20 protein-coding genes and 4 tRNA genes are annotated in these 23,847 nt (G+C 61.5%); 20 read left to right on the top strand and 4 right to left on the bottom strand.

The features are described 5' to 3' along the window. Positions 1-44: 44 nt before the first annotated feature. Positions 45-935 carry a LysR family transcriptional regulator gene (locus NTD89_RS25650; RefSeq protein ID WP_106576678.1) on the bottom strand — a complete coding sequence of 297 codons (891 nt, stop codon included), beginning with the start codon at positions 933-935 and terminating at the stop codon, positions 45-47. A gap of 147 nt (positions 936-1,082) precedes the next feature. Between NTD89_RS25650 and leuC the strand changes: the two genes are divergently transcribed. The 19 genes from leuC to NTD89_RS25555 all read left to right on the top strand — a co-directional run bounded on the left by leuC (position 1,083) and on the right by NTD89_RS25555 (position 20,161). Then, positions 1,083-2,501 (top strand): 3-isopropylmalate dehydratase large subunit, encoded by a 1,419-nt coding sequence (gene leuC / locus NTD89_RS25645; protein WP_145166122.1) that lies wholly within the window; start codon positions 1,083-1,085, stop codon positions 2,499-2,501. 10 nt (positions 2,502-2,511) lie between these two features. After that, positions 2,512-3,156 (top strand): 3-isopropylmalate dehydratase small subunit, encoded by a 645-nt coding sequence (leuD, locus tag NTD89_RS25640; RefSeq protein WP_094953214.1) that lies wholly within the window; start codon positions 2,512-2,514, stop codon positions 3,154-3,156. Positions 3,157-3,285: 129 nt separating this feature from the next. Next, entirely contained in the window at positions 3,286-4,050 is a 765-nt protein-coding gene (locus NTD89_RS25635) for a class I SAM-dependent methyltransferase (protein WP_262210374.1), read from the top strand. A gap of 52 nt (positions 4,051-4,102) precedes the next feature. Further along, the gene (leuB, locus tag NTD89_RS25630; protein WP_262210373.1) at positions 4,103-5,185 is read left to right on the top strand and encodes a 3-isopropylmalate dehydrogenase; all 1,083 of its coding nucleotides are present in this window, start codon (positions 4,103-4,105) and stop codon (positions 5,183-5,185) included. Between the two features lie 64 nt (positions 5,186-5,249). Further along, positions 5,250-6,362 carry an aspartate-semialdehyde dehydrogenase gene (asd, locus tag NTD89_RS25625; RefSeq protein WP_058412147.1) on the top strand — a complete coding sequence of 371 codons (1,113 nt, stop codon included), beginning with the start codon at positions 5,250-5,252 and terminating at the stop codon, positions 6,360-6,362. A 239-nt stretch (positions 6,363-6,601) separates the two neighbouring features. Beyond that, positions 6,602-7,612, top strand: a complete 1,011-nt coding sequence (locus tag NTD89_RS25620; RefSeq protein ID WP_262210371.1) for an aspartate-semialdehyde dehydrogenase — start codon at positions 6,602-6,604, stop codon at positions 7,610-7,612. A 161-nt stretch (positions 7,613-7,773) separates the two neighbouring features. Next, positions 7,774-10,368, top strand: coding sequence for a FimV/HubP family polar landmark protein (locus NTD89_RS25615; protein WP_262210370.1), 2,595 nt, complete (start codon positions 7,774-7,776; stop codon positions 10,366-10,368). A gap of 234 nt (positions 10,369-10,602) precedes the next feature. Next, positions 10,603-11,427: a tRNA pseudouridine(38-40) synthase TruA gene (truA, locus tag NTD89_RS25610; protein ID WP_106576685.1), complete on the top strand. Its 825-nt coding sequence runs from the start codon at positions 10,603-10,605 to the stop codon at positions 11,425-11,427. A gap of 64 nt (positions 11,428-11,491) precedes the next feature. After that, the gene (locus tag NTD89_RS25605; RefSeq protein ID WP_262210368.1) at positions 11,492-12,124 is read left to right on the top strand and encodes a phosphoribosylanthranilate isomerase; all 633 of its coding nucleotides are present in this window, start codon (positions 11,492-11,494) and stop codon (positions 12,122-12,124) included. Between the two features lie 243 nt (positions 12,125-12,367). Beyond that, complete coding sequence (gene accD / locus NTD89_RS25600) at positions 12,368-13,288, top strand: acetyl-CoA carboxylase, carboxyltransferase subunit beta (RefSeq protein ID WP_262210367.1); 921 nt, start codon at positions 12,368-12,370, stop codon at positions 13,286-13,288. Continuing rightward, positions 13,285-14,592, top strand: a complete 1,308-nt coding sequence (folC, locus tag NTD89_RS25595; protein ID WP_262210365.1) for a bifunctional tetrahydrofolate synthase/dihydrofolate synthase — start codon at positions 13,285-13,287, stop codon at positions 14,590-14,592. The genes accD and folC overlap by 4 nt, the downstream gene beginning before the upstream one ends. Beyond that, positions 14,576-15,253, top strand: coding sequence for an SPOR domain-containing protein (locus NTD89_RS25590; RefSeq protein ID WP_262210364.1), 678 nt, complete (start codon positions 14,576-14,578; stop codon positions 15,251-15,253). Before folC ends, NTD89_RS25590 begins: the two co-directional genes overlap by 17 nt. A gap of 254 nt (positions 15,254-15,507) precedes the next feature. Continuing rightward, complete coding sequence (locus NTD89_RS25585) at positions 15,508-16,065, top strand: CvpA family protein (protein WP_003192538.1); 558 nt, start codon at positions 15,508-15,510, stop codon at positions 16,063-16,065. 41 nt (positions 16,066-16,106) lie between these two features. Beyond that, complete coding sequence (gene purF / locus NTD89_RS25580) at positions 16,107-17,612, top strand: amidophosphoribosyltransferase (protein ID WP_058426877.1); 1,506 nt, start codon at positions 16,107-16,109, stop codon at positions 17,610-17,612. A gap of 65 nt (positions 17,613-17,677) precedes the next feature. Continuing rightward, positions 17,678-18,889, top strand: coding sequence for an O-succinylhomoserine sulfhydrylase (locus NTD89_RS25575; protein WP_099583998.1), 1,212 nt, complete (start codon positions 17,678-17,680; stop codon positions 18,887-18,889). A gap of 11 nt (positions 18,890-18,900) precedes the next feature. Continuing rightward, positions 18,901-19,665, top strand: a complete 765-nt coding sequence (locus NTD89_RS25570; RefSeq protein ID WP_106576690.1) for an SDR family oxidoreductase — start codon at positions 18,901-18,903, stop codon at positions 19,663-19,665. Between the two features lie 107 nt (positions 19,666-19,772). After that, positions 19,773-19,848 (top strand) — tRNA-Val (locus NTD89_RS25565). 55 nt (positions 19,849-19,903) lie between these two features. Further along, a tRNA-Asp gene (locus NTD89_RS25560) sits at positions 19,904-19,980 on the top strand. 104 nt (positions 19,981-20,084) lie between these two features. Beyond that, positions 20,085-20,161, top strand: a tRNA-Asp gene (locus tag NTD89_RS25555). Between the two features lie 158 nt (positions 20,162-20,319). Here the strand turns inward: NTD89_RS25555 and NTD89_RS25550 are convergent. Further along, on the bottom strand, positions 20,320-21,603 hold the full coding sequence (locus tag NTD89_RS25550; RefSeq protein WP_106576691.1) for an NAD(P)/FAD-dependent oxidoreductase: 1,284 nt from the start codon (positions 21,601-21,603) through the stop codon (positions 20,320-20,322). A 184-nt stretch (positions 21,604-21,787) separates the two neighbouring features. Here NTD89_RS25550 and NTD89_RS25545 point away from each other — a divergent pair. Continuing rightward, a tRNA-Val gene (locus NTD89_RS25545) sits at positions 21,788-21,864 on the top strand. A gap of 433 nt (positions 21,865-22,297) precedes the next feature. Here the strand turns inward: NTD89_RS25545 and NTD89_RS25540 are convergent. Together NTD89_RS25540 and NTD89_RS25535 are read right to left on the bottom strand one after the other, a co-directional pair. Next, positions 22,298-22,495: a hypothetical protein gene (locus NTD89_RS25540; protein ID WP_145165826.1), complete on the bottom strand. Its 198-nt coding sequence runs from the start codon at positions 22,493-22,495 to the stop codon at positions 22,298-22,300. Continuing rightward, positions 22,492-23,847, bottom strand: a complete 1,356-nt coding sequence (locus NTD89_RS25535; protein WP_410017232.1) for an MFS transporter — start codon at positions 23,845-23,847, stop codon at positions 22,492-22,494. Before NTD89_RS25535 ends, NTD89_RS25540 begins: the two co-directional genes overlap by 4 nt.

Here is a 23,847-nt window from a genome sequence, read left to right as displayed (position 1 = left end):
TGGGCGTTCGGCGCGGTTTATTCAGACCTTGAGGCCGCACAGCTTCATGCCGGTGTCCCTGGCAGATCGACCTGTGCATCCAATAGGCTCATGAAAGCCCGCGCAGCGTTCGACAGCGTCCTTTCGGTGTGCACGATATAGCCTAGCTGGCGACTGAGCTGTATGCCCGGCAAAGCGATACTTGCCACCTGTTCATCAAGCATGGTGCGCGGCAACACGCTCCAGGCCAGGCCGATGGACACCATCATCTTGATGGTTTCCAGGTAGTTGGTGCTCATGGCGATGTTCGGCGTCAGGCCCTGGGCTTCGAACAAGCGGCTGACAATATGGTGGGTAAAGGTGTTGCCGCCGGGGAAGACTGCCGGGTGTTTGGCGATATCGGCCAGGTTGACCGTGCCATTGGCGGTCAGGCTGTGCTCGGGCGCCACCACGAAATCCAGCGGGTCGTCCCACACCGGTGTGGCGCGTACCAGGTTGTGCGGATCGGGCGCCAGGGTAATAACGGCCACTTCAGCGCGGCCATGGAGGATTTCCTCGTAGGCCACTTCCGAATCGAGGAACTGAATATCCAGCGCTACATTCGGGTACTCGCGGGTAAAGGTGCGCAAAATCGGTGGCAGGCGGTGCAGGCCGATGTGGTGGCTGGTGGCCAACGTCAGGCGGCCGCTGACTTCGCCGGTCAGGTTGGTGAGCGCGCGGCGGGTGTCGTCCAGCACATTGAGAATCTGATAAGCACGTGGCAGCAGGGCGCGCCCGGCCTCGGTCAGGCCGACTTCACGGCCCAGGCGGTCGAATAAACGTACCTTTAATTGTTGTTCCAGCCCGGCAATGCGCTTGCTGATGGCCGGTTGGGTCAGGTGCAGGCGTTCACCGGCGCCGGAGAAGCTGCCGGTCTCGGCGATGGCAATAAAGGCATTAAGGTTGGCCAAGTCCATTGAGGTATTCCAGTTGGTAATCCAAAGCATAAAAAATATGAATTTGAGTTATTTAATGTAGCGCCATACCATCAGCCTCACAAGCCAAAGGGTTATTGAATGTCTCAAGGCCCGGGGCATAGAAAGACCGATGATGAGGACCGACTGATGGCCGGCAAAACGCTTTACGACAAGCTTTGGGATTCCCATGAAGTGAAACGGCGCGACGATGGCTCGTCGCTGATCTATATCGACCGTCACATCATCCATGAAGTGACCTCGCCCCAAGCGTTCGAAGGCCTGCGGCTGGCCGGGCGCAAGCCTTGGCGCGTCGACTCGATCATCGCCACCCCGGACCACAATGTACCGACCACCCCGGAGCGCAAGGGCGGCATCGAGGCCATCGCCGACCAGGTGTCGCGTTTGCAGGTGCAAACCCTCGACGACTACTGCGATGAATATGGCATCACCGAATTCAAGATGAATGACGTGCGTCAGGGCATCGTGCACGTGATCGGCCCGGAGCAGGGCGCCACCTTGCCAGGCATGACCGTGGTCTGCGGTGACTCCCACACCTCCACCCACGGCGCGTTCGGCGCTCTGGCCCATGGCATCGGCACCTCCGAGGTGGAGCATGTGTTCGCCACCCAGTGCCTGGTCGCCAAAAAGATGAAGAACATGTTGGTTAAAGTCGAAGGCACCTTGCCGTTCGGCGTGACCGCCAAGGACATCGTGCTCGCGGTGATCGGCAAGATCGGCACCGCCGGCGGCAACGGCCATGCCATCGAGTTCGCCGGCAGCGCGATTCGCGACCTGTCCATCGAAGGCCGCATGACCATCTGCAACATGTCCATCGAAGCCGGTGCTCGTGTCGGCATGGTCGCGGCGGACGAAAAAACCGTTGAATACGTCAAAGGCCGCCCCTTCGCCCCGCAAGGTGCCGATTGGGACGCAGCGGTCGAAGCCTGGAAAGACCTGGTCTCTGACGCCGATGCAGTGTTCGACACGGTGGTTGAGCTCGACGCCGCCCAGATCAAGCCGCAAGTCAGCTGGGGCACCTCGCCGGAAATGGTCCTGGCCGTTGACCAGAACGTGCCGGACCCGGCCAAGGAAACCGACCTGGTCAAGCGTGGCTCCATCGAGCGCGCCTTGAAGTACATGGGCTTGAAGGCCAACCAGGCGATTACCGACATCCAGTTGGACCGCGTGTTTATCGGTTCCTGCACCAACTCGCGGATCGAAGACCTGCGCGCCGCGGCGGTGATCGCCAAAGGCCGCAAAGTGGCCTCGACCATCAAGCAAGCCATCGTGGTGCCAGGTTCGGGCCTGGTCAAAGCGCAAGCCGAAGCCGAGGGCCTGGACAAGATCTTCCTTGAGGCCGGTTTTGAATGGCGCGAGCCGGGCTGCTCCATGTGCCTGGCGATGAACCCGGACCGTTTGGAGTCGGGCGAGCATTGCGCGTCCACCTCCAACCGTAACTTCGAAGGGCGTCAGGGCGCCGGTGGGCGTACCCACCTGGTCAGCCCGGCCATGGCCGCCGCCGCTGCCGTCAACGGTCGTTTCATCGACGTTCGCGAATTGATCTGAGGAATACCCGATGAGAGCTTTTACCCAACACACCGGTCTTGTCGCGCCGTTGGACCGTGCCAACGTCGACACCGACCAGATCATTCCCAAGCAGTTCTTGAAGTCGATCAAGCGCACCGGCTTCGGCCCGAACCTGTTCGATGAGTGGCGCTACCTGGACGTGGGCTACGCCTACCAGGACAACTCCAAGCGCCCGTTGAACAAGGATTTTGTGCTCAACGCCGAGCGTTACCAAGGCGCTAGCGTATTGCTGGCCCGCGAGAACTTCGGCTGCGGCTCCAGCCGTGAACACGCGCCGTGGGCCCTGGAAGAATATGGCTTTCGCAGCATCATCGCGCCGAGCTACGCCGACATCTTCTTCAACAACAGCTTCAAGAACGGCTTGCTGCCGATCATCTTGAGCGACGCCGAAGTGGACGAGCTGTTCAAGCAGGTCGAAGCCGATGTTGGCTACCAACTGACCGTTGACCTGGCCGCGCAGACCGTGACCCGTCCGGACGGCAAGGTCTATCACTTTGAAGTTGATGCGTTCCGTAAGCACTGCCTGATCAATGGCCTGGACGATATCGGCCTGACCTTGCAGGACGGCGATGCGATTGCCGCGTTTGAAACCAAGCACCGGGCGAGCCAGCCCTGGTTGTTTCGCGATGCCTGATTTGCGGTAACCGTGCGGGCCCCATCGCGGGCAAGCCCGACTCCAACCTTGGAATGCATTCCAACTGTGGGAGCTGGCTTGCCTGCGATAGCGCCCGTACAACCACCCCAAAACCCAAGGAAAGCCACCATGACCAACACCGCCCACACCCAAGTCGTGCAAAAACAATTCGGCGAACAGGCCTCGGCCTACCTGAGCAGTGCCGTGCACGCTCAAGGCAGCGAATTCGCACTGCTGCAGGCCGAACTGGCCGGGCAGGGCGCCGCACGACTGCTGGACCTGGGTTGCGGTGCCGGGCATGTGAGCTTCCACGTTGCGCCGCTGGTTAAAGAAGTGGTGGCCTACGACCTGTCCCAGCAAATGCTCGACGTGGTGGCAGCCGCCGCAAAAGAGCGTGGCCTGAACAACATCCGCACCGTGCACGGCGCCGCCGAGCGCCTGCCATTTGCCGATGGCGAGTTCGACTTCGTGTTCAGCCGTTACTCGGCCCACCACTGGAGTGACCTTGGCCTGGCCTTTCGCGAAGTGCGTCGGGTGCTCAAGCCTGGCGGCATCGCGGCATTTGTCGATGTCTTGTCACCGGGCAGCCCGCTGTTGGACACTTACCTGCAAACCGTCGAAGTGCTGCGCGATACCAGTCACGTGCGCGATTATTCCGCCGCCGAATGGATGCGCCAGCTCAGCGAAGCCGGCTTGCACGTCCGCAACAGCAGCCGTCAGCGCCTGCGCCTGGAATACACCTCGTGGGTGGAGCGCATGCGTACGCCCGAGGTATTGCGCGCCGCGATCCTCAAGTTGCAGCAGGCGATGGGCCAGGAAGTGCGTGATTACTACGAGATTCAAGCCGACGGCACCTTCAGCACCGACGTGCTGGTGGTGTTTGCCGAACGCTGATTAATTTTCCCGACCTGCCCACGGGCGGGTCGCTTGATGAAATGAGGAACGCATGAGCAAGCAGATTCTGATTCTTCCTGGCGACGGTATTGGTCCGGAAATCATGGCCGAAGCGGTCAAAGTCCTGGAATTGGCCAACAGCAAGTACAGCCTGCGCTTCGAATTGAGCCACGACGTGATCGGCGGCGCCGCCATCGACAAGCACGGCGTGCCCCTGGCTGACGAAACCCTGGACCGCGCCCGTGCAGCCGACGCCGTACTGCTCGGCGCCGTGGGCGGCCCGAAGTGGGACAAAATCGAACGTGACATCCGCCCGGAGCGCGGCCTGCTGAAGATTCGCGCGCAACTGGGCCTGTTCGGCAACCTGCGTCCGGCGATTCTGTACCCGCAGCTGGCCGATGCATCGAGCCTCAAGCCGGAAGTGGTGGCGGGCCTGGACATCCTGATCGTGCGCGAGCTGACCGGCGGTATCTACTTCGGCTCGCCACGCGGCGTGCGTGAGTTGGAAAATGGCGAGCGTCAGGCCTACGACACGCTGCCGTACAGCGAGAGCGAGATCCGCCGTATCGCCCGTGTCGGGTTCGACATGGCCCGCGTGCGCGGCAAAAAGGTCTGCTCGGTCGACAAGGCCAACGTACTGGCCTCCAGCCAACTGTGGCGCGAAATCGTCGAAGAAGTGGCCAAGGACTACCCGGACGTCGAACTGAGCCACATGTACGTCGACAACGCCGCCATGCAGCTGGTACGTGCACCCAAGCAGTTCGACGTGATCGTCACCGACAACCTGTTCGGCGACATCCTGTCCGACCAGGCGTCGATGCTCACCGGTTCCATCGGCATGCTGCCGTCGGCGTCCCTGGACACCAACAATAAAGGCATGTACGAGCCGTGCCACGGTTCGGCGCCGGACATTGCAGGCCAAGGCATTGCCAACCCGTTGGCGACCATCTTGTCGGTGTCGATGATGCTGCGTTACAGCTTCAACCTGAGCGAAGCGGCGGATGCGATCGAGAAGGCTGTGAGCCTGGTGCTGGACCAGGGTTTGCGCACCGGCGACATCTGGTCGCAGGGTTGCACCAAGGTTGGGACGCAAGAAATGGGCGACGCAGTAGTCGCCGCGCTGCGGAATCTGTAATCTCTCGGGCCCGCTTGCAGTTGTTGCTGCAAGGCGGCCCACTTTTTAACAAGGTGTAGTTGCGATGAAACGTGTAGGTCTGATCGGTTGGCGCGGTATGGTCGGTTCCGTGCTCATGCAGCGGATGCTGGAAGAGCAGGATTTCGATCTTATTGAGCCGGTGTTTTTCACCACGTCGAACGTGGGTGGCCAAGGGCCGTCCGTGGGCAAGGATATTGCTCCGCTCAAAGACGCCTACAGCATTGAAGAGCTCAAAACCCTCGACGTGATTTTGACCTGCCAGGGTGGCGACTACACCAGCGAAGTCTTCCCCAAGCTGCGCGAAGCCGGCTGGCAGGGTTACTGGATCGACGCCGCCTCGAGCCTGCGCATGCAGGACGACGCCGTGATCATCCTCGACCCGGTGAACCGCAAGGTGATTGACCAGCAGCTGGACGCTGGCACCAAGAACTACGTGGGCGGCAACTGCACCGTCAGCCTGATGCTGATGGGCCTGGGCGGCTTGTTCGAAGCTGGCCTGGTCGAGTGGATGAGCGCCATGACCTATCAGGCGGCCTCCGGCGCCGGTGCGCAGAACATGCGCGAGCTGATCAAGCAAATGGGCGCCACCCACGCCGCTGTGGCTGATCAACTGGCCGACCCTGCCAGCGCGATCCTCGACATCGACCGCCGTGTGGCCGAAGCCATGCGCAGCGATGCCTACCCGACCGAAAACTTCGGCGTGCCATTGGCCGGTAGCCTGATCCCATGGATCGACAAGGAACTGCCGAACGGCCAGAGCCGCGAAGAGTGGAAGGCCCAGGCTGAGACCAACAAGATCCTCGGTCGCTTCAAGAACCCGATCCCGGTGGACGGCATCTGCGTGCGCATCGGCGCCATGCGCTGCCACAGCCAGGCGCTGACCATCAAGCTGAACAAAGACGTGCCGATCGCCGATATCGAAGGGCTGATCAGCCAGCACAACCCATGGGTCAAGCTGGTGCCGAACAACCGCGACATCAGCATGCAGGAGCTGAGCCCAACCAAGGTCACCGGCACCCTGAATGTACCGGTTGGCCGTCTGCGCAAGCTGAACATGGGTACTCAGTACCTGGGCGCGTTCACCGTCGGTGACCAACTGCTGTGGGGCGCGGCTGAACCGCTGCGTCGCATGCTGCGGATTTTGCTGGAGCGTTGATCGCTGCTGGTGAGTGAGAAACCCGCGTTCTGGTGACAGGCGCGGGTTTTTTATTGCTCTTGAGGGCCTCATCGCAGGCAAGCCAGCTCCCACATTTGACTGTGTTCACAAATCAAAATGTGGGAGCCGGGCTTGCCCGCGATGGGGCCATCAGCCTCACCCCAGGGCCCAGCCCAATTGCCTCACTCCCCACCACCCGGTAAAGTGCCGCTCCCCCCGCAACGCCCGAGGCAGCCACCATGATCCAGACCTTTGAAATCGCCGTGATCGGTGCAACCGGCACCGTGGGTGAAACCCTGGTGCAGATTCTCGAAGAGCTGGATTTTCCGGTAGGCACTCTGTATTTGCTGGCGGGCAGCAACTCGGCCGGCGCCTCGGTGCCGTTTCGCGGCAAAAACGTGCGGGTCAAGGAAGTTGATGAGTTCGACTTCAAAAAAGCCCAGTTGGCCTTCTTCGCGGCAGGCCCGGCGGTGACCCTGAGTTTCGCGCCACGCGCCACGGCGGCCGGTTGCTCGGTGATCGACCTCTCCGGCGCATTGCCGGCCGACCAGGCACCTCAGGTCGTGCCGGAAGCCAACGCGCATATTCTCAAGGGCCTGAAAAAGCCCTTCCAGCTCGGCAGCCCGAGCCCGTCGGCCACCAACCTGGCGGTGGTTCTGGCGCCGTTGCGCGGCGTGCTGGATATCCAGCGCGTCAGCGTCACTGCCAACCTGGCCGTTTCGGCCCAGGGCCGCGAGGCCGTCAGCGAGCTGGCCCGCCAGACCGCCGAGCTGCTGAACGTGCGCCCGCTGGAGCCGAAGTTCTTTGATCGGCAGATGGCCTTCAACCTGCTGGCGCAAGTCGGCACGCCTGACGCCCAAGGTCATACAGCCTTGGAGAAACGCCTCGTACACGAACTGCGCGCCGTGCTGGAAACACCTCTGCTAAAGATTTCCGCAACCTGCGTTCAAGCCCCGGTGTTTTTTGGCGATAGCCTGACAGTGTCTTTGCAGTTGGGCGCGCCGGTCGACCTGGCCGCTGTCAACCGTGCACTGGAGGCAGCGCCGGGGATCGAGTTGGTGGAAGAGGGCGACTACCCTACGGCCGTTGGGGATGCGGTCGGCCAGGATGTGGTCTACGTTGGACGAGTGCGTGCGGGCGTTGACGACCCGGCGGAACTAAATCTGTGGCTGACGTCAGATAACGTACGCAAGGGCGCGGCATTGAACGCCGTGCAGCTGGCGCAGTTGTTGATAAAAGGCCTTGTGTAAAAGATACTTGGCGGCAATTTGTAGATTGATTCTAGCCAGGCGCTATGCTTGGCCCCAAGCGAAACAGAAGCGCGTCGGTAACCTATCGGCTCGCCATGCCTTATGGCAGCGGTTACCAACCTTCTCGCAGGCCGGGGAGTGTTCAAACAAAGGATGAGGCTATGGTTCAAGTTCGCAAACTGGTGTTAGCAATAGCGGCCGCCTCGGCGCTGTCTTCCGGTATGGCGCAGGCGCTGCAGCTTGGGGAGATGACCCTCAAGTCGAAGTTGAACCAGCCGTTGGCGGTGGAAATCGAATTGCTCGACGTCGGCGGCCTCACCGCCTCCGAGATCACCCCGAGCCTGGCGTCTGACCAGGCGTTTGTGGACGCCGGCGTGGATCGCCAGGCGTTTCTGAATGATCTGACGTTTACCCCGGTAATCAACCCCAATGGCCGCAGTGTGGTGCGCGTTACCTCCAGCAAGCCGCTGCCTGATTCCTACGTACGTTTTCTGCTTCAAGTGCAATGGCCCAACGGCCGCCTGATGCGCGACTACAGTGTGCTGCTCGACCCGGCCAAGTTCGAGCAGCCGGCACCGACCGCCAGCGCTCCTGCACCGCGCTTGAGTGCGCCGACCCAGTCGGCACCTGCCAACACGGCGCCCACGGTCAGCAAAGCTGCGCAGCACACCACGACGTCTCGCGATACCTTGTGGGAAATTGCCGCGAAGAACCGCAACGGCGCGTCGGTCCAGCAAACCATGCTGGCGATCCAGGCGCTCAACCCTGATGCTTTCATCGACGGCAATATCAACCGCCTGAAAACCGGCCAGGTGCTGCGTCTTCCGGATCGCCAGCAAGCCACCAGCTTGCCGCAGCCGGAGGCGATTGCCGAAGTCACTGCGCAAAATGCCGCCTGGCGCCAGGGGCGTCGCACGGCCAATAATCAGGCCGCCGGCAAGCAGCAACTGGACGCCACTCGGCGCACCCAGGCAGGCGATGCGCCCTCGAGCACCAATGCCAAGGACAATTTGAGCCTGGTGTCGGCCGAGTCCGCCAAGAAAGGTGCCAAGGGCAGGGCCGCTGATGGTCGTGCGTTGAGCGACAAGCTGGCGATGACCCAGGAAGAACTGGATACCACGCGCCGCGACAATGCCGAGCTGAAAAGCCGCGCAGCCGACCTGCAAAGCCAGCTGGACAAGCTGCAAAAGCTGATTCAACTGAAAAACGATCAACTGGCCAAGTTGCAGGCTCAGGGCGGTAACCCGGCAGTGCCGGGCACTGCGCCGACGACAGCAACCATCCCCGCGCAGCTGCCAGGCGAGCCTGCGGCCACTGCGGCGGCAGCGCCGGCACCCGATGCGACGCCGGCTGCCGTGGTGGCCACGCCCGAGCCGATCAAGGCGGATGCCGCGCCGGCGAGCACCACCGAAGGTAAATTCAACGATCTGCTGACCAACCCGATTGTCCTTGGGGTCATCGGCGGTGCTGCCGGCTTACTGGTGTTGTTGCTCCTGCTGCTGTGGGCCCGTCACCGCAATGCTCGCCTCGAAGAGGAAAAGCACCTGCGTATGGCGCGGGCGCTGGCTGAAGAGCCACAGTTCTCGCCGAGTGTGGATCACGACCTGCCACCGGACAGCTTCGAAGGCCTGGAAGTGCCGCCGCCGAACGTCAAGCTGGCTGCCGCGCCAGCGCCTGCCCCCGTGGTTGAGCCTGTGGTGGTGCCGAGCGTGGCTTCCGTGCTGGCGCCGTTGGCGGTCGCCGTGGCCCCGGTAAACTCCAGCGACGCGCTGGCACAAGCTCAATCCCATATCGACCGTGGTCACCTGAATCAGGCCGCCGATGTGTTGGAGCAGGCGATCAAGCGCGAGCCCAAGCGCAGTGACCTGCGTTTGAAGCTGATGGAAGTCTACGGTCTGCAGAGCGACAAGGACGGCTTCGTCACGCAAGAGCGTCAACTGGTGGCCACGGGCGAAAACCACGCTCAGGTCGAGCAGCTCAAGAGTCGCTTCCCGGCCATGGCCGTGTTGGCCGCGGGCGTCAGTGCTGCGGTGGCCGCGGCGGCGCTGGACGCTCAATACGTGAAGAACCTGCTCGAAGACAAACCGGCAGCACCAGCCCCGGAACCCGACGCGTTCGATACGGATTTCGACTTGAGCCTGGACGATCTGGAAGCCGCTTCGCCGGCCGTGGTCAGCCCCAAGGATGAGTCGAGTTTCGAGTCGGTCCTGCAGCGCCAGACGCAAGCCAAGCCTGCCCCGGATGATATGTCGGACTTCGATCTGGACCTGCAGTTGGATGCGCCGTCGTCCACGCAATCGGACGATGACTTCCTCTCGGGCCTTGAAGACCAGATGAAGGATGTGCCGGCCGTTGAGCCGCCGACCCTTACCCCTGCCGCACTGGATGATTTCGACCTGCCGGAAGACTTCGACCTGTCCCTGGCTGACGAACCGCAAGCGCCGCCGGCCGCCAAGCCGGATGCCTTCACGTCCGAGCTGGACGACGTCAACGCTGAGCTCGATCGCCTGTCCCAGAGCCTCGAGCATCCGCCGATCGAGCCTTCCTTTACCGCTGAAGATGCGGCGTTGGGCGCTGATGAGCCGGAGTTCGATTTCCTCTCTGGCACCGATGAAGTGGCCACCAAGCTCGACCTGGCCCAGGCGTACATCGACATGGGCGATGCCGACGGCGCGCGCGACATTCTGTCCGAAGTGCTGACTGAGGGCGACGAAGCCCAGCGCGGTGAAGCCAAGGAAATGCTCGGCAAAATCTGAAGGGTGGTGTAACACCAGTGTGGGAGCAGGCTTGCTCGCGAGGGTGACGTGCCGGTTAGCTGATTGAGCGACCGGCACGTTGCATTCGCGAACAAGCCCGCTCCCACAGTTGGTTTGGCGGGTGGCCTCGCAACAAAAGCGCCCCTCCTGCGTGCGCCGCCTTTATAATGGCCGCCTTTGCGCAACTCATCGGGCTCTCAGTTCTTGGCAAATATAGATAACGCGGCCGCCGAAATGGCGGCCGCAGGCTTTAACCGCATCGCCCTGGGCGTGGAATACAAAGGCTCACGCTATCGCGGCTGGCAGCGCCAGGCCTCGGGTGTGCTGACGGTGCAGGAAACCCTCGAAAACGCCTTGTCCAAGGTCGCCGACTCGCCGGTGTCGCTGATGTGCGCCGGGCGAACCGACGCCGGTGTGCACGCCTGTGGCCAGGTGGTGCACTTTGACACCCAGGCCGAGCGCACGATGAAAGCGTGGGTGATGGGCGCCAATATCAATTTGCCCCATGACGTCAGCGTCACCTGGGCCAAGGTCATGCCTGCGCATTTTCATGCGCGCTTCAAGGCGATTGCCCGGCGTTATCGCTACGTGATCTACAACGACCAGATCCGTCCGGCGCACCTCAACCAGGAAATAACCTGGAACCATCGCCCGCTGGACGCCGAGCGCATGGCCGAGGCCGCGCAGCATTTGGTCGGTGTGCATGATTTCAGCGCGTTCCGTGCCGGCCAGTGCCAGGCCAAGTCGCCGATCAAGGAAGTCCATCACCTGCGGGTGACCCGTCACGGCAAGATGATCGTGCTGGATATCCGCGCCGGCGCCTTCCTGCACCATATGGTGCGCAATATTGCAGGCGTGTTGATGACCATCGGCACCGGCGAGCGCCCGGTGGAGTGGGCCAAAGAAGTGCTGGAAAGTCGTATCCGCCGCACAGGTGGGGTGACGGCGCATCCCTTTGGCCTGTATCTGGTGGACGTGGAGTACCGCGACGAGTTCGAATTGCCGGATCGTTTCATCGGGCCACACTTCCTCACAGGTTTCAGCGAACTTGGCGGCTGACGCCCGGAATAGCTTTTGTTACCATCCGGGACTTTCTCGGCTCAACCCCTGAGGTTTCTACGACATGTCAGCCGTTCGCAGCAAGATTTGCGGGATCACCCGCATAGAAGACGCGCTGGCGGCAGTCGAGGCGGGGGCGGATGCCATCGGTTTCGTGTTTTATGCCAGGAGCCCACGGGCGGTGAATGTGTTGCAGGCGCGTGCAATCATCGCCGCGTTGCCGCCGTTCGTGACCACCGTTGGCTTGTTCGTCAACGCCAGCCGCTGCGAGCTCAACGAAACCCTGGATGCCGTGCAGCTGGACATGCTGCAGTTTCACGGCGACGAAAGCCCCGACGAGTGTAAAAGCTACCAACGCCCGTATATCAAGGCGCTGCGTGTCAAGGCCGGGGATGACATCGCCGCCGCGTGCGCTGCCTATACTGGCGCTCGTGGCATTCTGTTGGATACCTATGTCGAAGGCGTGCCGGGCGGTACGGGCGAAGCATTCGACTGGACGCTGATTCCCGAGGGGCTGAGCAAGCCGATTATCCTGGCCGGCGGGCTCAACCCCGCGAATGTCGGGGCTGCCATCGAGCAGGTTCGGCCGTACGCCGTCGACGTCAGCGGTGGGGTGGAGCAGGGCAAGGGCATTAAGGATCACCACAAGATTCGCGCATTCATGCAAGCGGTGCGCAACAGCAATGGTGTGATGTGACGGCTCGCAGTCTGCCGCCGTCCATAACTACCACTGTGTAAAACAGCATCGGCGCCGCCTGCGGGAGGCCCGGAAATGTAGTGGCAACCCGCGCTGCAGGTTGTCTGGAAGGCTGAGGATACAGGCAGGAAGTGGCTGGTCGAACGTCTGACCCCGTCCAGCCTGTGTCATCGCCACATATGAATTTAGCTCAAGGGCATACGCGGGGCTGTGTTCAAGCCACCGGTACTGGAGAAAGAAAGCATGAGCAACTGGTTAGTAGACAAACTGATCCCTTCGATCATGCGTTCCGAGGTGAAGAAAAGCTCGGTTCCTGAAGGTCTGTGGCACAAGTGCCCATCCTGCGACGCGGTGCTCTACCGCCCGGAGCTGGAAAAGACCCTGGACGTTTGCCCCAAGTGCAACCACCACATGCGTATCGGCGCCCGCGCCCGCATCGACATTTTCCTCGACGCCGATGGCCGTGCCGAGCTGGGCGCTGACCTGGAGCCGGTTGACCGTCTCAAGTTCCGCGACGGCAAGAAGTACAAGGATCGCCTCACTGCCGCGCAAAAGCAGACTGGTGAAAAGGACGCGCTGATTTCCGTCAGCGGCAAGTTGCTGGGCATGTCTGTGGTGGTGTCTGCGTTTGAGTTTTCCTTCATGGGCGGCTCCATGGGCGCCATCGTCGGTGAGCGTTTCGTACGTGCCGCCAACTACGCCCTGGAAAACCGTTGCCCGATGATCTGCTTCGCCGCCTCCGGTGGCGCGCGCATGCAGGAAGCACTGATTTCCCTGATGCAAATGGCCAAGACCTCCGCGGTACTGGCGCGTCTGCGTGAAGAAGGCATTCCGTTCATCTCCGTGCTGACTGACCCGGTCTATGGCGGCGTTTCCGCCAGCCTGGCGATGCTGGGTGACGTGATTGTCGGCGAACCCAAGGCCCTGATCGGCTTTGCCGGCCCGCGCGTGATCGAGCAGACCGTTCGCGAAAAACTGCCGGAAGGTTTCCAGCGCAGCGAGTTCCTGCTGGAGCACGGCGCGATTGACATGATCATCGCCCGTGGCGAGCTGCGTCCACGCCTGGGTAACCTGCTGGCGCAAATGATGGGCCTGCCGACGCCTGTGTACGTCGCGCCTAAAGTCGAACCGATCGTTGTACCGCCGGTGCCTGCAAACCTATGACCCAACGTACCCTGGGCGAATGGCTCGCCTACCTTGAGCAGTTGCATCCGTCAGCCATCGACATGGGCCTGGAGCGCTCGCAACAGGTAGCGGCCCGCCTCGGGTTGGGCCGGCCGGCACCGCGTGTGATCACGGTGACCGGCACCAACGGCAAAGGCTCTACCTGTACCTTTGTCGCGGCGCTGCTGCAAGCCCAAGGGCTGAAAGTCGGCGTCTACAATTCCCCGCACCTGCTGCGTTACAACGAGCGGGTGCAGCTCAATGGTGTAGAAGCCACTGATGAGCAGCTCTGCGAAGCCTTCGCCGCACTGGATGCTGGGCGCGGCGAAATTTCCCTGACTTACTTCGAAATGGGCACCCTGGCGGCGTTCTGGCTGTTCGAGCGTGCGCAATTGGATGTGGTGGTCCTGGAAGTCGGCCTGGGTGGGCGTCTGGACACGGTCAACGTGGTGGATGCCGACCTGGCGCTGGTCACCAGCATTGGCGTCGACCATGCCGACTACTTGGGCAATACCCGCGAGTCGGTGGCCTATGAAAAGGCCGGGATCTTCCGCCAGGGCAAGCCTGCGCTGTGTGGTGATCTGGACCCGCCGCAACCCTTGCTCGACAAGGTGTGCGAGCTGGATTGCCCGTTTTACCTGCGTGGCCGCGAATTCAATCTCGACATCGGTGCTCAACATTGGCAATGGCGTGGGCATGATGCGCGCGGCCAGGTGGTAGAGCTGCATGATCTGCCGCTGCTGAACCTGCCGATGGAAAACGCTGCGCTGGCGTTGCAGGCTTACCTGCTGCTGGATCTGCCGTGGCATGCCGAGCAGATTGCCGCGACATTGCTGGCCACTCGGGTGGTAGGGCGCCTGGATCGTCGCACCTTCGAGTGGGAGGGCAAGCGCCTGAACCTGCTGCTGGATGTGGGGCACAACCCGCATGCCGCCGAGTACCTGGCACAACGCCTGTCGCGTACACCGCCGGTGGGTCGCCGCCTGGCGGTGTTCGGGCTGTTGGCTGACAAAGACCTGGGCGGCGTGGTTGCGCCGTTGCTGGACAATGTCCAGGCTTGGGCGGTTGCGCCGCTGGATACGCCGCGCAGTCGGCCGGCCGCTGAATTGGAGACGGCCTTGCAGAACCTTGGTGCGCCAGTGGCGTCGTATGCAAGCGTCACCGCCGCGCTTGAAGCGCAGTGTGCGGTGGCAACGGCCGAGGACGAGATTCTGTTGTTCGGATCATTTTATTGTGTTGCCGAGGCGCTAGAGTGGTTGGCCCGGCGCTCCACGGAGGAAGCTGCACATGGCATTACTGGATAGCGCATACAAGCAGCGAATGGTTGGAGCCCTGGTGCTGGTGGCGTTGGCGGTGATTTTTCTGCCGATGCTGTTTTCGCGTCAGGACGAGCAGCGCCAGGTAGTTGTTGAGGCGCCGGCTGCGCCCCAGGCGCCGACGGTACCGCAAGTTCAGGTCGAGCCGGTGGTGGTGCCCGAGCCGCAGGCGTTGCCTGAGGAGCCTGTGCCGAGTGATGCGGATGTGGCTGCGCAGCAGGCGCCGAGCATGCCGGTGCAGCCGAGCGTGCCAGTGGTCAAGCCCGCACCCGCAGCTGCGCCCGCTCCGGCAGCGCCTGCGGTTGCCGCCAAGCCGGCCGCGCCGGCACCAGCGCCCAAGCCGGTTGCGCCGCAACCTGCCGCGCCGGGCAAGCCGGACGTTGGTCAAAGCCGTATCGATCCCAATGGCCTGCCGATCACTTGGTCGATCCAGCTCGCCAGCCTGGCCAATCGCGAGAGCGCCGAAGCCTTGCAGAAAAAGCTGCGTGCTCAGGGCTACAACGCCTATATCCGCAGTGCCGATGGCAAGAACCGGGTGTTTATCGGGCCGCTGATCGAGCGCGCCGAGGCCGATCGTCTGCGCGACTTGCTGGGTCGCCAGCAGAACCTGAATGGCTTTGTGGTGCGTTTTCAGCCTGAGCGCGGCTGATTTCACCCCCGTTTCAGCTTGGAATGCACTCAATGTGGGAGGGGGCTTGCCCCCGATGGCGGTAGGTCAGTCAGCATCTCTGATAATGACCCATCGCTATCGGGGGCAAGCCCCCTCCCACATTGTATTTGGTGGTCCTGAGGGGGCCTTCGCCCTACTCAACCCATTGATTTGCAAAGCACCCGCAATCACAGCTTACCGACAGCCCGGCGCTCTGCTAAAATGCGCCGCCTTATCCGTACGTAGGCTGCACTGTGCCATTTACCTGGGTTGATTGGGCGATCGTTGCAATCGTCGCCATCTCCGCTTTGATCAGTCTAAGCCGCGGCTTCGTAAAAGAAGCATTGTCGTTGCTGACCTGGATCATCGCAGGAGTCGTAGCCTGGATGTTCGGTGGTTCATTGTCGGTTTACCTGGCCGGTTACATCGAGACACCTTCGGCTCGCGTCATCGCGGGCTGCGCCATCATGTTCATCGCCACGCTGCTGGTGGGGGCAATGGTCAATTATCTTATTGGCGAGTTGATACGTGTCACCGGCCTCTCCGGGACCGATCGATTTCTCGGCATGGCCTTCGGCGCTGCGCGTGGCGCGTTGCTGGTGGTCGTGGCGGTCGGGCTGTTGAGCCTGGGGCCGGTACAGCAGGATTCGTGGTGGCAGGAGTCGGTACTCGTGCCAAAATTTCTATTGGTTGCAGATTGGTCCAAGAACCTCATTCTGGGGTGGAGCAGTCAGTGGCTGGCCAGCGGAATCAGCGTACCCGCTGATCTTCCGTTCAAGGAACACCTCTTGCCGGCCAAAACGCCTCAGTAAGCAGTGTTCAGTCAAGATTCATTAAGTAGGGGTTGCGTCGCATGTGTGGCATCGTCGGTATCGTCGGTAAGTCGAACGTGAATCAGGCGCTGTATGACGCGCTAACCGTCCTCCAGCACCGCGGCCAGGACGCTGCCGGTATTGTGACCAGCCACGACGGCCGGTTATTCCTGCGCAAGGACAATGGCCTGGTGCGTGACGTGTTCCATCAGCGTCACATGCAGCGCCTCGTCGGGCACATGGGCATTGGCCATGTGCGTTACCCGACTGCCGGTAGCTCGACCTCGGCCGAAGCTCAACCGTTTTACGTCAACTCGCCCTACGGCATTACCCTGGCGCACAACGGTAACCTGACCAACGTTGAACAACTGGCCAAGGAGATTTACGAATCTGACCTGCGCCACGTCAACACCAGTTCCGACTCGGAAGTGCTGCTCAACGTGTTCGCCCACGAGCTGGCCCAGCGCGGCAAGCTGCAGCCAACCGAAGAAGACGTGTTCGCCGCCGTGACTGACGTGCACAACCGTTGCGTCGGTGGTTACGCGGTCGTGGCCATGGTCACCGGTTACGGCATCGTCGGTTTCCGCGACCCGCATGGCATCCGCCCGATCGTGTTCGGCCAGCGTCACACCGACGAAGGCGTCGAGTACATGATCGCCTCCGAAAGCGTGTCCCTGGACGTGCTGGGCTTCACCCTGATCCGCGACCTGGCCCCGGGCGAAGCGGTGTACATCACCGAAGACGGCAAGCTGCACACCCGTCAGTGCGCTGTTGCGCCGAAACTGACCCCGTGCATTTTCGAACACGTCTACCTGGCGCGTCCGGATTCGATCATCGACGGCGTTTCGGTGTACAAAGCGCGTCTGCGCATGGGCGAGAAGCTGGCCGAGAAAATCCTGCGCGAGCGTCCTGAGCACGACATCGACGTGGTAATCCCGATTCCGGACACCAGCCGTACCGCTGCGCTGGAGCTGGCCAACCATTTGGGCGTCAAGTTCCGCGAAGGTTTCGTCAAGAACCGCTACATCGGCCGTACCTTCATCATGCCGGGCCAGGCGGCGCGCAAGAAGTCGGTTCGCCAGAAGCTCAACGCAATCGAGCTGGAATTTCGCGGCAAGAACGTGATGCTGGTGGACGACTCCATCGTACGTGGCACCACGTGCAAGCAGATTATTCAGATGGCCCGTGAAGCGGGTGCCAAGAACGTGTACTTCTGCTCTGCTGCGCCAGCTGTGCGTTACCCGAACGTGTACGGTATCGACATGCCGAGCGCCCACGAGCTGATTGCCCACAACCGTTCGACCCAGGATGTGGCCGACCTGATCGGCGCCGATTGGCTGATCTATCAGGACCTGCCGGACCTGATCGAAGCGGTTGGCGGCGGCAAGATCAAGATCGAGCAGTTCGATTGCGCCGTGTTCGACGGCAAGTACGTGACCGGCGATGTCGACGAGGCTTACCTGAACAAGATCGAACAGGCGCGCAACGACTCGTCGAAGATCAAGACCCAGGCGGTCAGCGCGATCATCGATCTGTACAACAACTGAGTAAACACCGGCCCTGAGGGGCCGGTTTTGTATCTTAAATAAAGAATTGAGTAAGGAGTCGCAGCATGAGTCAGGAATGGGATGCCGGTCGGTTGGACAGCGACCTCGATGGCGTAGCTTTCGATACCCTGGCTGTGCGCGCCGGCCAGCACCGCACCCCGGAAGGTGAGCACGGCGACCCGATGTTCTTCACCTCCAGCTATGTGTTCCGCACCGCCGCCGACGCCGCCGCGCGTTTTGCCGGTGAAGTGCCGGGCAACGTCTACTCGCGCTACACCAACCCGACCGTCCGTGCGTTCGAGGAGCGTATTGCGGCCCTTGAAGGCGCTGAGCAGGCGGTGGCCACGGCGACTGGCATGGCGGCCATCCTCGCCGTTGTGATGAGCTTGTGCAGCGCTGGCGACCATGTATTGGTGTCACGCAGTGTGTTCGGTTCGACCATCAGCCTGTTCGAGAAGTACTTCAAGCGCTTCGGCATTGAAGTGGACTACGTGCCGCTGGCAGACCTGTCCGGTTGGGATGCGGCGATCAAGGCCAACACCAAATTGCTGTTCGTCGAGTCGCCGTCCAACCCGCTGGCCGAGTTGGTGGACATCGCCGCATTGTCCGAAGTGGCGCACGCCAAGGGCGCGATGCTGGTGGTCGACAACTGCTTCTGCACGCCTGCATTGCAGCAGCCGTTGAAGCTGGGCGCAGACATCGTCGTGCACTCGGCCACCAAGTTCATCGACGGCCAGGGCCGTTGCATGGGCGGCGTGGTGGCTGGACGTGGCGAGCAGATGAAAGAAGTGGTGGGTTTCTTACGCACCGCCGGCCCGACGCTGAGCCCGTTCAACGCCTGGATCTTCCTCAAGGGCCTGGAAACCCTCAGCCTGCGCATGAAGGCCCATTGCGCCAATGCCCAGGCCCTGGCCGAGTGGCTGGAGCAGCAGGATGGCATCGAGAAAGTGCACTACGCCGGCCTCAAGAGCCACCCGCAACACGAATTGGCCCAGCGCCAGCAGCGTGGTTTCGGCGCCGTGGTCAGCTTCGAAGTGAAGGGCGGCAAAGAGGGTGCCTGGCGCTTTATCGACGCCACTCGCTTGATTTCGATCACCGCCAACCTGGGCGACAGCAAGACCACCATTACGCACCCGAGCACCACCTCCCATGGTCGCCTGGCGCCGCAAGAGCGTGAAGCGGCCGGCATCCGCGACAGCCTGATCCGCATCGCAGTGGGCCTGGAAGATGTGGCGGACTTGCAGGCAGACCTGGCCCGCGGGCTGGCGGCCTTGTGATCGAGTGGTCCATGGATGCTGCGGCGGTCGGTAACGGCCGCGTCGCACTGGTGACGGGCGCGGCGCGGGGCATTGGTCTCGGGATCGCGGCGTGGCTGATCAGCGAAGGCTGGCAAGTGGTGTTGACCGACCTGGACCGCGAGCGCGGCTCCAAGGTGTCCAAGGTGCTGGGCGACAATGCCTGGTTTATCACCATGGACGTCGCCGACGAGAAACAAGTGGCCCAAGGTGTCGCAGAAGTACTGGGGCAATTCGGGCGGCTGGACGCGTTGGTGTGCAACGCGGCCGTGGCTGACCCGCGCAATATCACCCTGGAAAGCCTCGATTTGGCTTATTGGAACCGTGTGCTTGCGGTGAATCTCAGTGGGCCGATGCTGTTGGCCAAGCACTGCGCGCCGTACCTGCGTGCCCATGGCGGTGCCATCGTCAACCTGGCATCGACCCGGGCGCGTCAGTCGGAGCCGGACACCGAGGCTTATGCGGCGAGCAAGGGCGGCCTGCTGGCCCTGACGCATGCCTTGGCCATGAGCCTGGGGCCGGAGGTGCGGGTCAATGCCGTCAGCCCTGGCTGGATCGATGCGCGTGATCCGGCGGCCCGACGTGCCGAGCCTTTGACGGATGCCGACCATGCCCAGCATCCGGCGGGCAGGGTGGGTACGGTTGAAGATGTGGCGGCGATGGTGGCGTGGTTGCTGTCGCGCCAGGCGGGGTTTGTCACCGGGCAAGAGTTTGTGGTGGACGGTGGCATGAGCAAGAAGATGATTTACAGCGAGTAGGGCAGATAGCCGTCTTGAAGCAATTTTGTCTTTTTCAGAAAAACTTCAAGCAGGCTATTGACTTAGGTCCGCTACCTGCGTAAATTTCGCGGCCTCAACGAAGCAAAGGGTGATTAGCTCAGCTGGGAGAGCATCTGCCTTACAAGCAGAGGGTCGGCGGTTCGATCCCGTCATCACCCACCACTTCTTGACAGTTTTGCCCTAGGGCAAGACGCAACGTTAAAGGTTGCACCGACGCGCAGCGGTAGTTCAGTCGGTTAGAATACCGGCCTGTCACGCCGGGGGTCGCGGGTTCGAGTCCCGTCCGCTGCGCCATATTTTCCAGGTTCGACATGTCGAGCTTGAGATTGAACAGCCCAGCTGATCGATCAGATGTTTAAAGACAGTTGAGTGTTTACGCTCAACTGGTCAAGCGATACGCAGCGGTAGTTCAGTCGGTTAGAATACCGGCCTGTCACGCCGGGGGTCGCGGGTTCGAGTCCCGTCCGCTGCGCCATATCTGCCTCAAGGCCCACTGAACGCCTTGAAGCACAAAGAAAGCCCTTGGCTGACTTTGATCCGATAGCAAAGACCCTGGTCGAAAGACCGGGGTTTTTTGTTTCTGCGATTTGGCTTTCTGCTGCAAGAGCCGGCAAGCCGGCTCCCACTGCGTACTCAGAACCCCAGTTTGTCCCGCAACCCGTAATACCAGGCGCCCAGCGCCGCAAACGGCGTGCGCAACAGTTGCCCGCCCGGGAACGGGTAGTGCGGCAGGTCGGCAAACGCATCAAAACGCTCCGCCTGACCTCTCAGTGCCTCCGCCAGCACCTTGCCTGCAAGGTGCGTGTACGTCACGCCATGGCCGCTGCAGCCTTGTGAGTAATAGATGTTGTCGCCCAGACGGCCCACCTGCGGCAAGCGCGAAAGGGTCAGCAGGAAATTGCCGGTCCAGGCGTAATCGATTTTCACGTCCTTGAGCTGCGGGAAGGCCTTGAGCATCTTCGGGCGGATGATCGCTTCGATGTTGGCCGGGTCACGTGCGCCGTACACCACGCCGCCGCCGAAGATCAGGCGCTTGTCGCGGGTGAGGCGGTAGTAGTCGAGCAAGTAGTTGCAGTCTTCGACGCAATAATCCTGGGGCAGCAGCGTCTTGGCCAGTTCATCACCCAGCGGTGCCGTGGTGATGACTTGTGTGCCGCAAGGCATCGATTTGGCCGCCAGCTCCGGCACCAGGTTCCCCAGGTAAGCGTTGCCCGCGACGATGATGAACTTGGCCCTGACCTTGCCTTCGGCGGTGTGCACCACCGGGTTCGCGCCGCGCTCGATGCGCACCGCGGCCGATTGCTCGTAGATCGTGCCGCCCAGGGATTCAACGGCAGCCGCTTCGCCCAGTGCGAGGTTGAGTGGGTGAATGTGCCCGCCGCTCATGTCGAGCAATCCGCCGACATAGTTGTCACAGGCCACCACTTCGCGGATACGGCGTTCGTCCAGCAACTCGAGTTGCGTATGCCCGTAGCGTTCCCACAAGCGTTTCTGCGATTCCAGGTGGCCCATGTGCTTGCTGTTGAGGGCGGCGAACACGCCGCCATCCTTCAAGTCGCACTGGATCTGATATTTGGCCACGCGCTCGCGAATGATCCTGCCGCCCTCAAACGCCATCTGCCCCAGCAGCTGCGCTTGCTTGGGGCCGACGCTGCGCTCGATCACATCGATGTCGCGGCTGTAGCTGTTGACGATTTGTCCGCCGTTACGGCCCGACGCACCAAACCCCACCTTGGCGGCTTCCAGCACGGTGACGCGAAAACCGTTCTCCAGCAGAAACAGTGCGCTGGAAAGGCCGGTGTAGCCGGCGCCAATCACACACACATCGGTTTCGACGTCACCTTGCAGTACCGGGCGAGGCGGAACCGCATTCGCGGACGCGGCGTAATACGACTGGGGGTAGGGGGTGTTCGCCATCCTGGAACCTCTGTTTTATATTTTTTACGAGTGCGCCGATCCTACCTGAGTTGAAAATTGCCTGCCAGCCACCCGAAAATCACCGGTGCACCCGGCGCAAATAAATAATTCGCATATTCATAGGGTTAGCTGCAAAAAAGATGTTGACACCCCTCCGGAATTCCGTAGAATGCCGCCTCACAGCAGGCACGTAGCTCAGTTGGTTAGAGCACCACCTTGACATGGTGGGGGTCGTTGGTTCGAGTCCAATCGCGCCTACCAAACAAAATCCGCTCTGCTGGGCGGTCTAGAAGGGCTCACCGAAAGGTGGGCCCTTTTTTGTTGTCTGCGATTTACCCACGCCCCGTTCGGCGCCCGCCTTTTTATTCGAATCGCCCTGAGTGCATCGGTGCTGATCACACGCCGCGTCGATGTGATTGAGGTTTACTCAAAATAGTCAATATCGGTGTGGGCGCGATTCCACCGACGCGGAAAAGCTCACCTATTTATCCATCTGGTTTGTCGTTGTCGGCTTTATTTTCGGCTTTCGTCTGTTTGTTGAGCTAGGCGCACGTCTGGTCCGATACGCCAAGGCCTTGAATGTTCTGGCGGGGTGTTCAAGGCCTTGAGGCCTATTATTTAAGATCTTCAGCGCGAACGCGGCCCCCGCGCGGTTATACGCAGCGGAGGTTGAAAGGCAGGCAGTACTGATGGGTCAGCAGAACAGCGTGGCAACCGACAAAAGGCAGATGATTTGAACAACCATCTGGCAGCGTATTTCACCATTTGTTGTGGTCATATTCATTTGTCCTGCGTACATAGCGGCTACCTCTTGGTCGGCAATACTGCCGTGAGCGGTGCGCAAAACGCGCAACAGCTCAAGTGAGTATAGGTCTGGAACAGGATTCTTCACGGTCCCGTCATTTTGGCGCGATTCAGCACGTTTTCGCCGGCGCTCATCGGTAAACGATACACGTCAATCAATCCCACGAGCCCAAGCAGCGCCACGCCCACGAAGGCCACCCGAAAGTCCCCGACAGCCGCGTGCACGGCGTGCCCTTGCACAGCCATCGACGCCCGTAACAATAGCGCCGCCATGGAAACCCCCAGACCCATCGCCAGCTGGAACGCCATGCTGAACAGCGCCGACGCCTCGCTCATCTGCGCCTTGGGGACGTCGGCGAAGCCGATTGAGTTGTAGCAAGTAAACTGCATCGACCGTGACAGCCCACCCACGAACAGCACGGCCGCTATCGGCGGCAAGGGCGTTTGCACCGTGAACAAGGCACAGGCCGCAACCAATGCGACGCCAATAGCGCCATTGACCAGCAGCACCGGGCGAAACCCGAAGCGTTGCATGATGGGCGTCGTGAAGGGTTTCATTACCAGGTTGCCGGCAAACACCGCCAGCACCAGCAAGCCGGCATCGACCGGCGAAAGGCCAAAACCCACTTGAAACAACAGGGGCAGCAGGAAAGGCAGGGCGCTGATGGCGAGACGGAACAGCGACCCGCCAAGAACACTCACGCGAAAGGTGCCGATGGACAGGGTCTGAAGCGGTAATAACGGTTCGGCATGCTGGCGGCAATGACGCACGGCCCATGCCGCGAGCAACGTGCCCGTGGCCACCAGTACAAAACCCGGGATCAGCGTTTCGCTGGTCTGGTTGCCCAGCCATTCCAGCCCGCCCAGCACTGCCACACACGCACCTGCCAGCAGCACAAAGCCTTTGGCATCGAATCGCCGTACGCTGGCCTCGCGCCCCTTGGGCACAAGCCACAATGCGGCAGCCAAGGCCAGCACCCCCAGAGGCAGATTCACGTAAAAAATCCACGGCCACGTTGCGTGGGTCACGATCAAACCACCCACCACCGGCCCTAGAATCGGCGCGACCAGCCCAGGCCAGGTGATCACCGCAATCATGTTCACCAAGTCTTTTTTGTCGGTATTGCGCAGCACCGCCAGGCGCCCCACCGGCACCATCAGCGCGCCGCCTACGCCTTGCAGCACCCGGGCGATCACGAACATCTCAAGGCTTTGGCTCAACCCGCAAAGCAGCGAAGCCAGGGTGAAGATGATGATCGCACCGGCGAACACCCGGCGTGCGCCAAAACGGTCGGCGATCCAACTGGACAGCGGGATGAAGATCGCCACGGCAAGAATGTACGCGGTGATGCCGATATTCATGTCGACCGCCGTGACCCCGAACGCGGACGCCATGGTGGGCAAGGCGGTGGCGATGACGGTGGCATCGAGGTTCTCCAT

Origin of the sequence: Pseudomonas sp. 14P_5.3_Bac1 (assembly GCF_025466135.1) — a bacterium.
Lineage (GTDB): Bacteria > Pseudomonadota > Gammaproteobacteria > Pseudomonadales > Pseudomonadaceae > Aquipseudomonas.
Note: the sequence above shows the minus strand (reverse complement) of the source record. Positions and strands in the feature narration are given on the sequence as shown.

Coding starts and splice junctions, on each gene's coding strand:
- asd (WP_058412147.1), top strand. CDS start 5,250: ATGAAACGTGTAGGTCTGATCGGTTGGCGCGGTATGGTCGGTTCCGTG.
- leuC (WP_145166122.1), top strand. CDS start 1,083: ATGGCCGGCAAAACGCTTTACGACAAGCTTTGGGATTCCCATGAAGTG.
- NTD89_RS25535 (WP_410017232.1), bottom strand. CDS start 23,847: ATGGAGAACCTCGATGCCACCGTCATCGCCACCGCCTTGCCCACCATG.
- NTD89_RS25550 (WP_106576691.1), bottom strand. CDS start 21,603: ATGGCGAACACCCCCTACCCCCAGTCGTATTACGCCGCGTCCGCGAAT.
- NTD89_RS25650 (WP_106576678.1), bottom strand. CDS start 935: ATGGACTTGGCCAACCTTAATGCCTTTATTGCCATCGCCGAGACCGGC.
- NTD89_RS25615 (WP_262210370.1), top strand. CDS start 7,774: ATGGTTCAAGTTCGCAAACTGGTGTTAGCAATAGCGGCCGCCTCGGCG.
- leuD (WP_094953214.1), top strand. CDS start 2,512: ATGAGAGCTTTTACCCAACACACCGGTCTTGTCGCGCCGTTGGACCGT.
- NTD89_RS25620 (WP_262210371.1), top strand. CDS start 6,602: ATGATCCAGACCTTTGAAATCGCCGTGATCGGTGCAACCGGCACCGTG.
- NTD89_RS25575 (WP_099583998.1), top strand. CDS start 17,678: ATGAGTCAGGAATGGGATGCCGGTCGGTTGGACAGCGACCTCGATGGC.
- purF (WP_058426877.1), top strand. CDS start 16,107: ATGTGTGGCATCGTCGGTATCGTCGGTAAGTCGAACGTGAATCAGGCG.
- NTD89_RS25570 (WP_106576690.1), top strand. CDS start 18,901: ATGGATGCTGCGGCGGTCGGTAACGGCCGCGTCGCACTGGTGACGGGC.
- NTD89_RS25635 (WP_262210374.1), top strand. CDS start 3,286: ATGACCAACACCGCCCACACCCAAGTCGTGCAAAAACAATTCGGCGAA.
- leuB (WP_262210373.1), top strand. CDS start 4,103: ATGAGCAAGCAGATTCTGATTCTTCCTGGCGACGGTATTGGTCCGGAA.
- folC (WP_262210365.1), top strand. CDS start 13,285: ATGACCCAACGTACCCTGGGCGAATGGCTCGCCTACCTTGAGCAGTTG.
- accD (WP_262210367.1), top strand. CDS start 12,368: ATGAGCAACTGGTTAGTAGACAAACTGATCCCTTCGATCATGCGTTCC.
- NTD89_RS25590 (WP_262210364.1), top strand. CDS start 14,576: ATGGCATTACTGGATAGCGCATACAAGCAGCGAATGGTTGGAGCCCTG.
- truA (WP_106576685.1), top strand. CDS start 10,603: ATGGCGGCCGCAGGCTTTAACCGCATCGCCCTGGGCGTGGAATACAAA.
- NTD89_RS25605 (WP_262210368.1), top strand. CDS start 11,492: ATGTCAGCCGTTCGCAGCAAGATTTGCGGGATCACCCGCATAGAAGAC.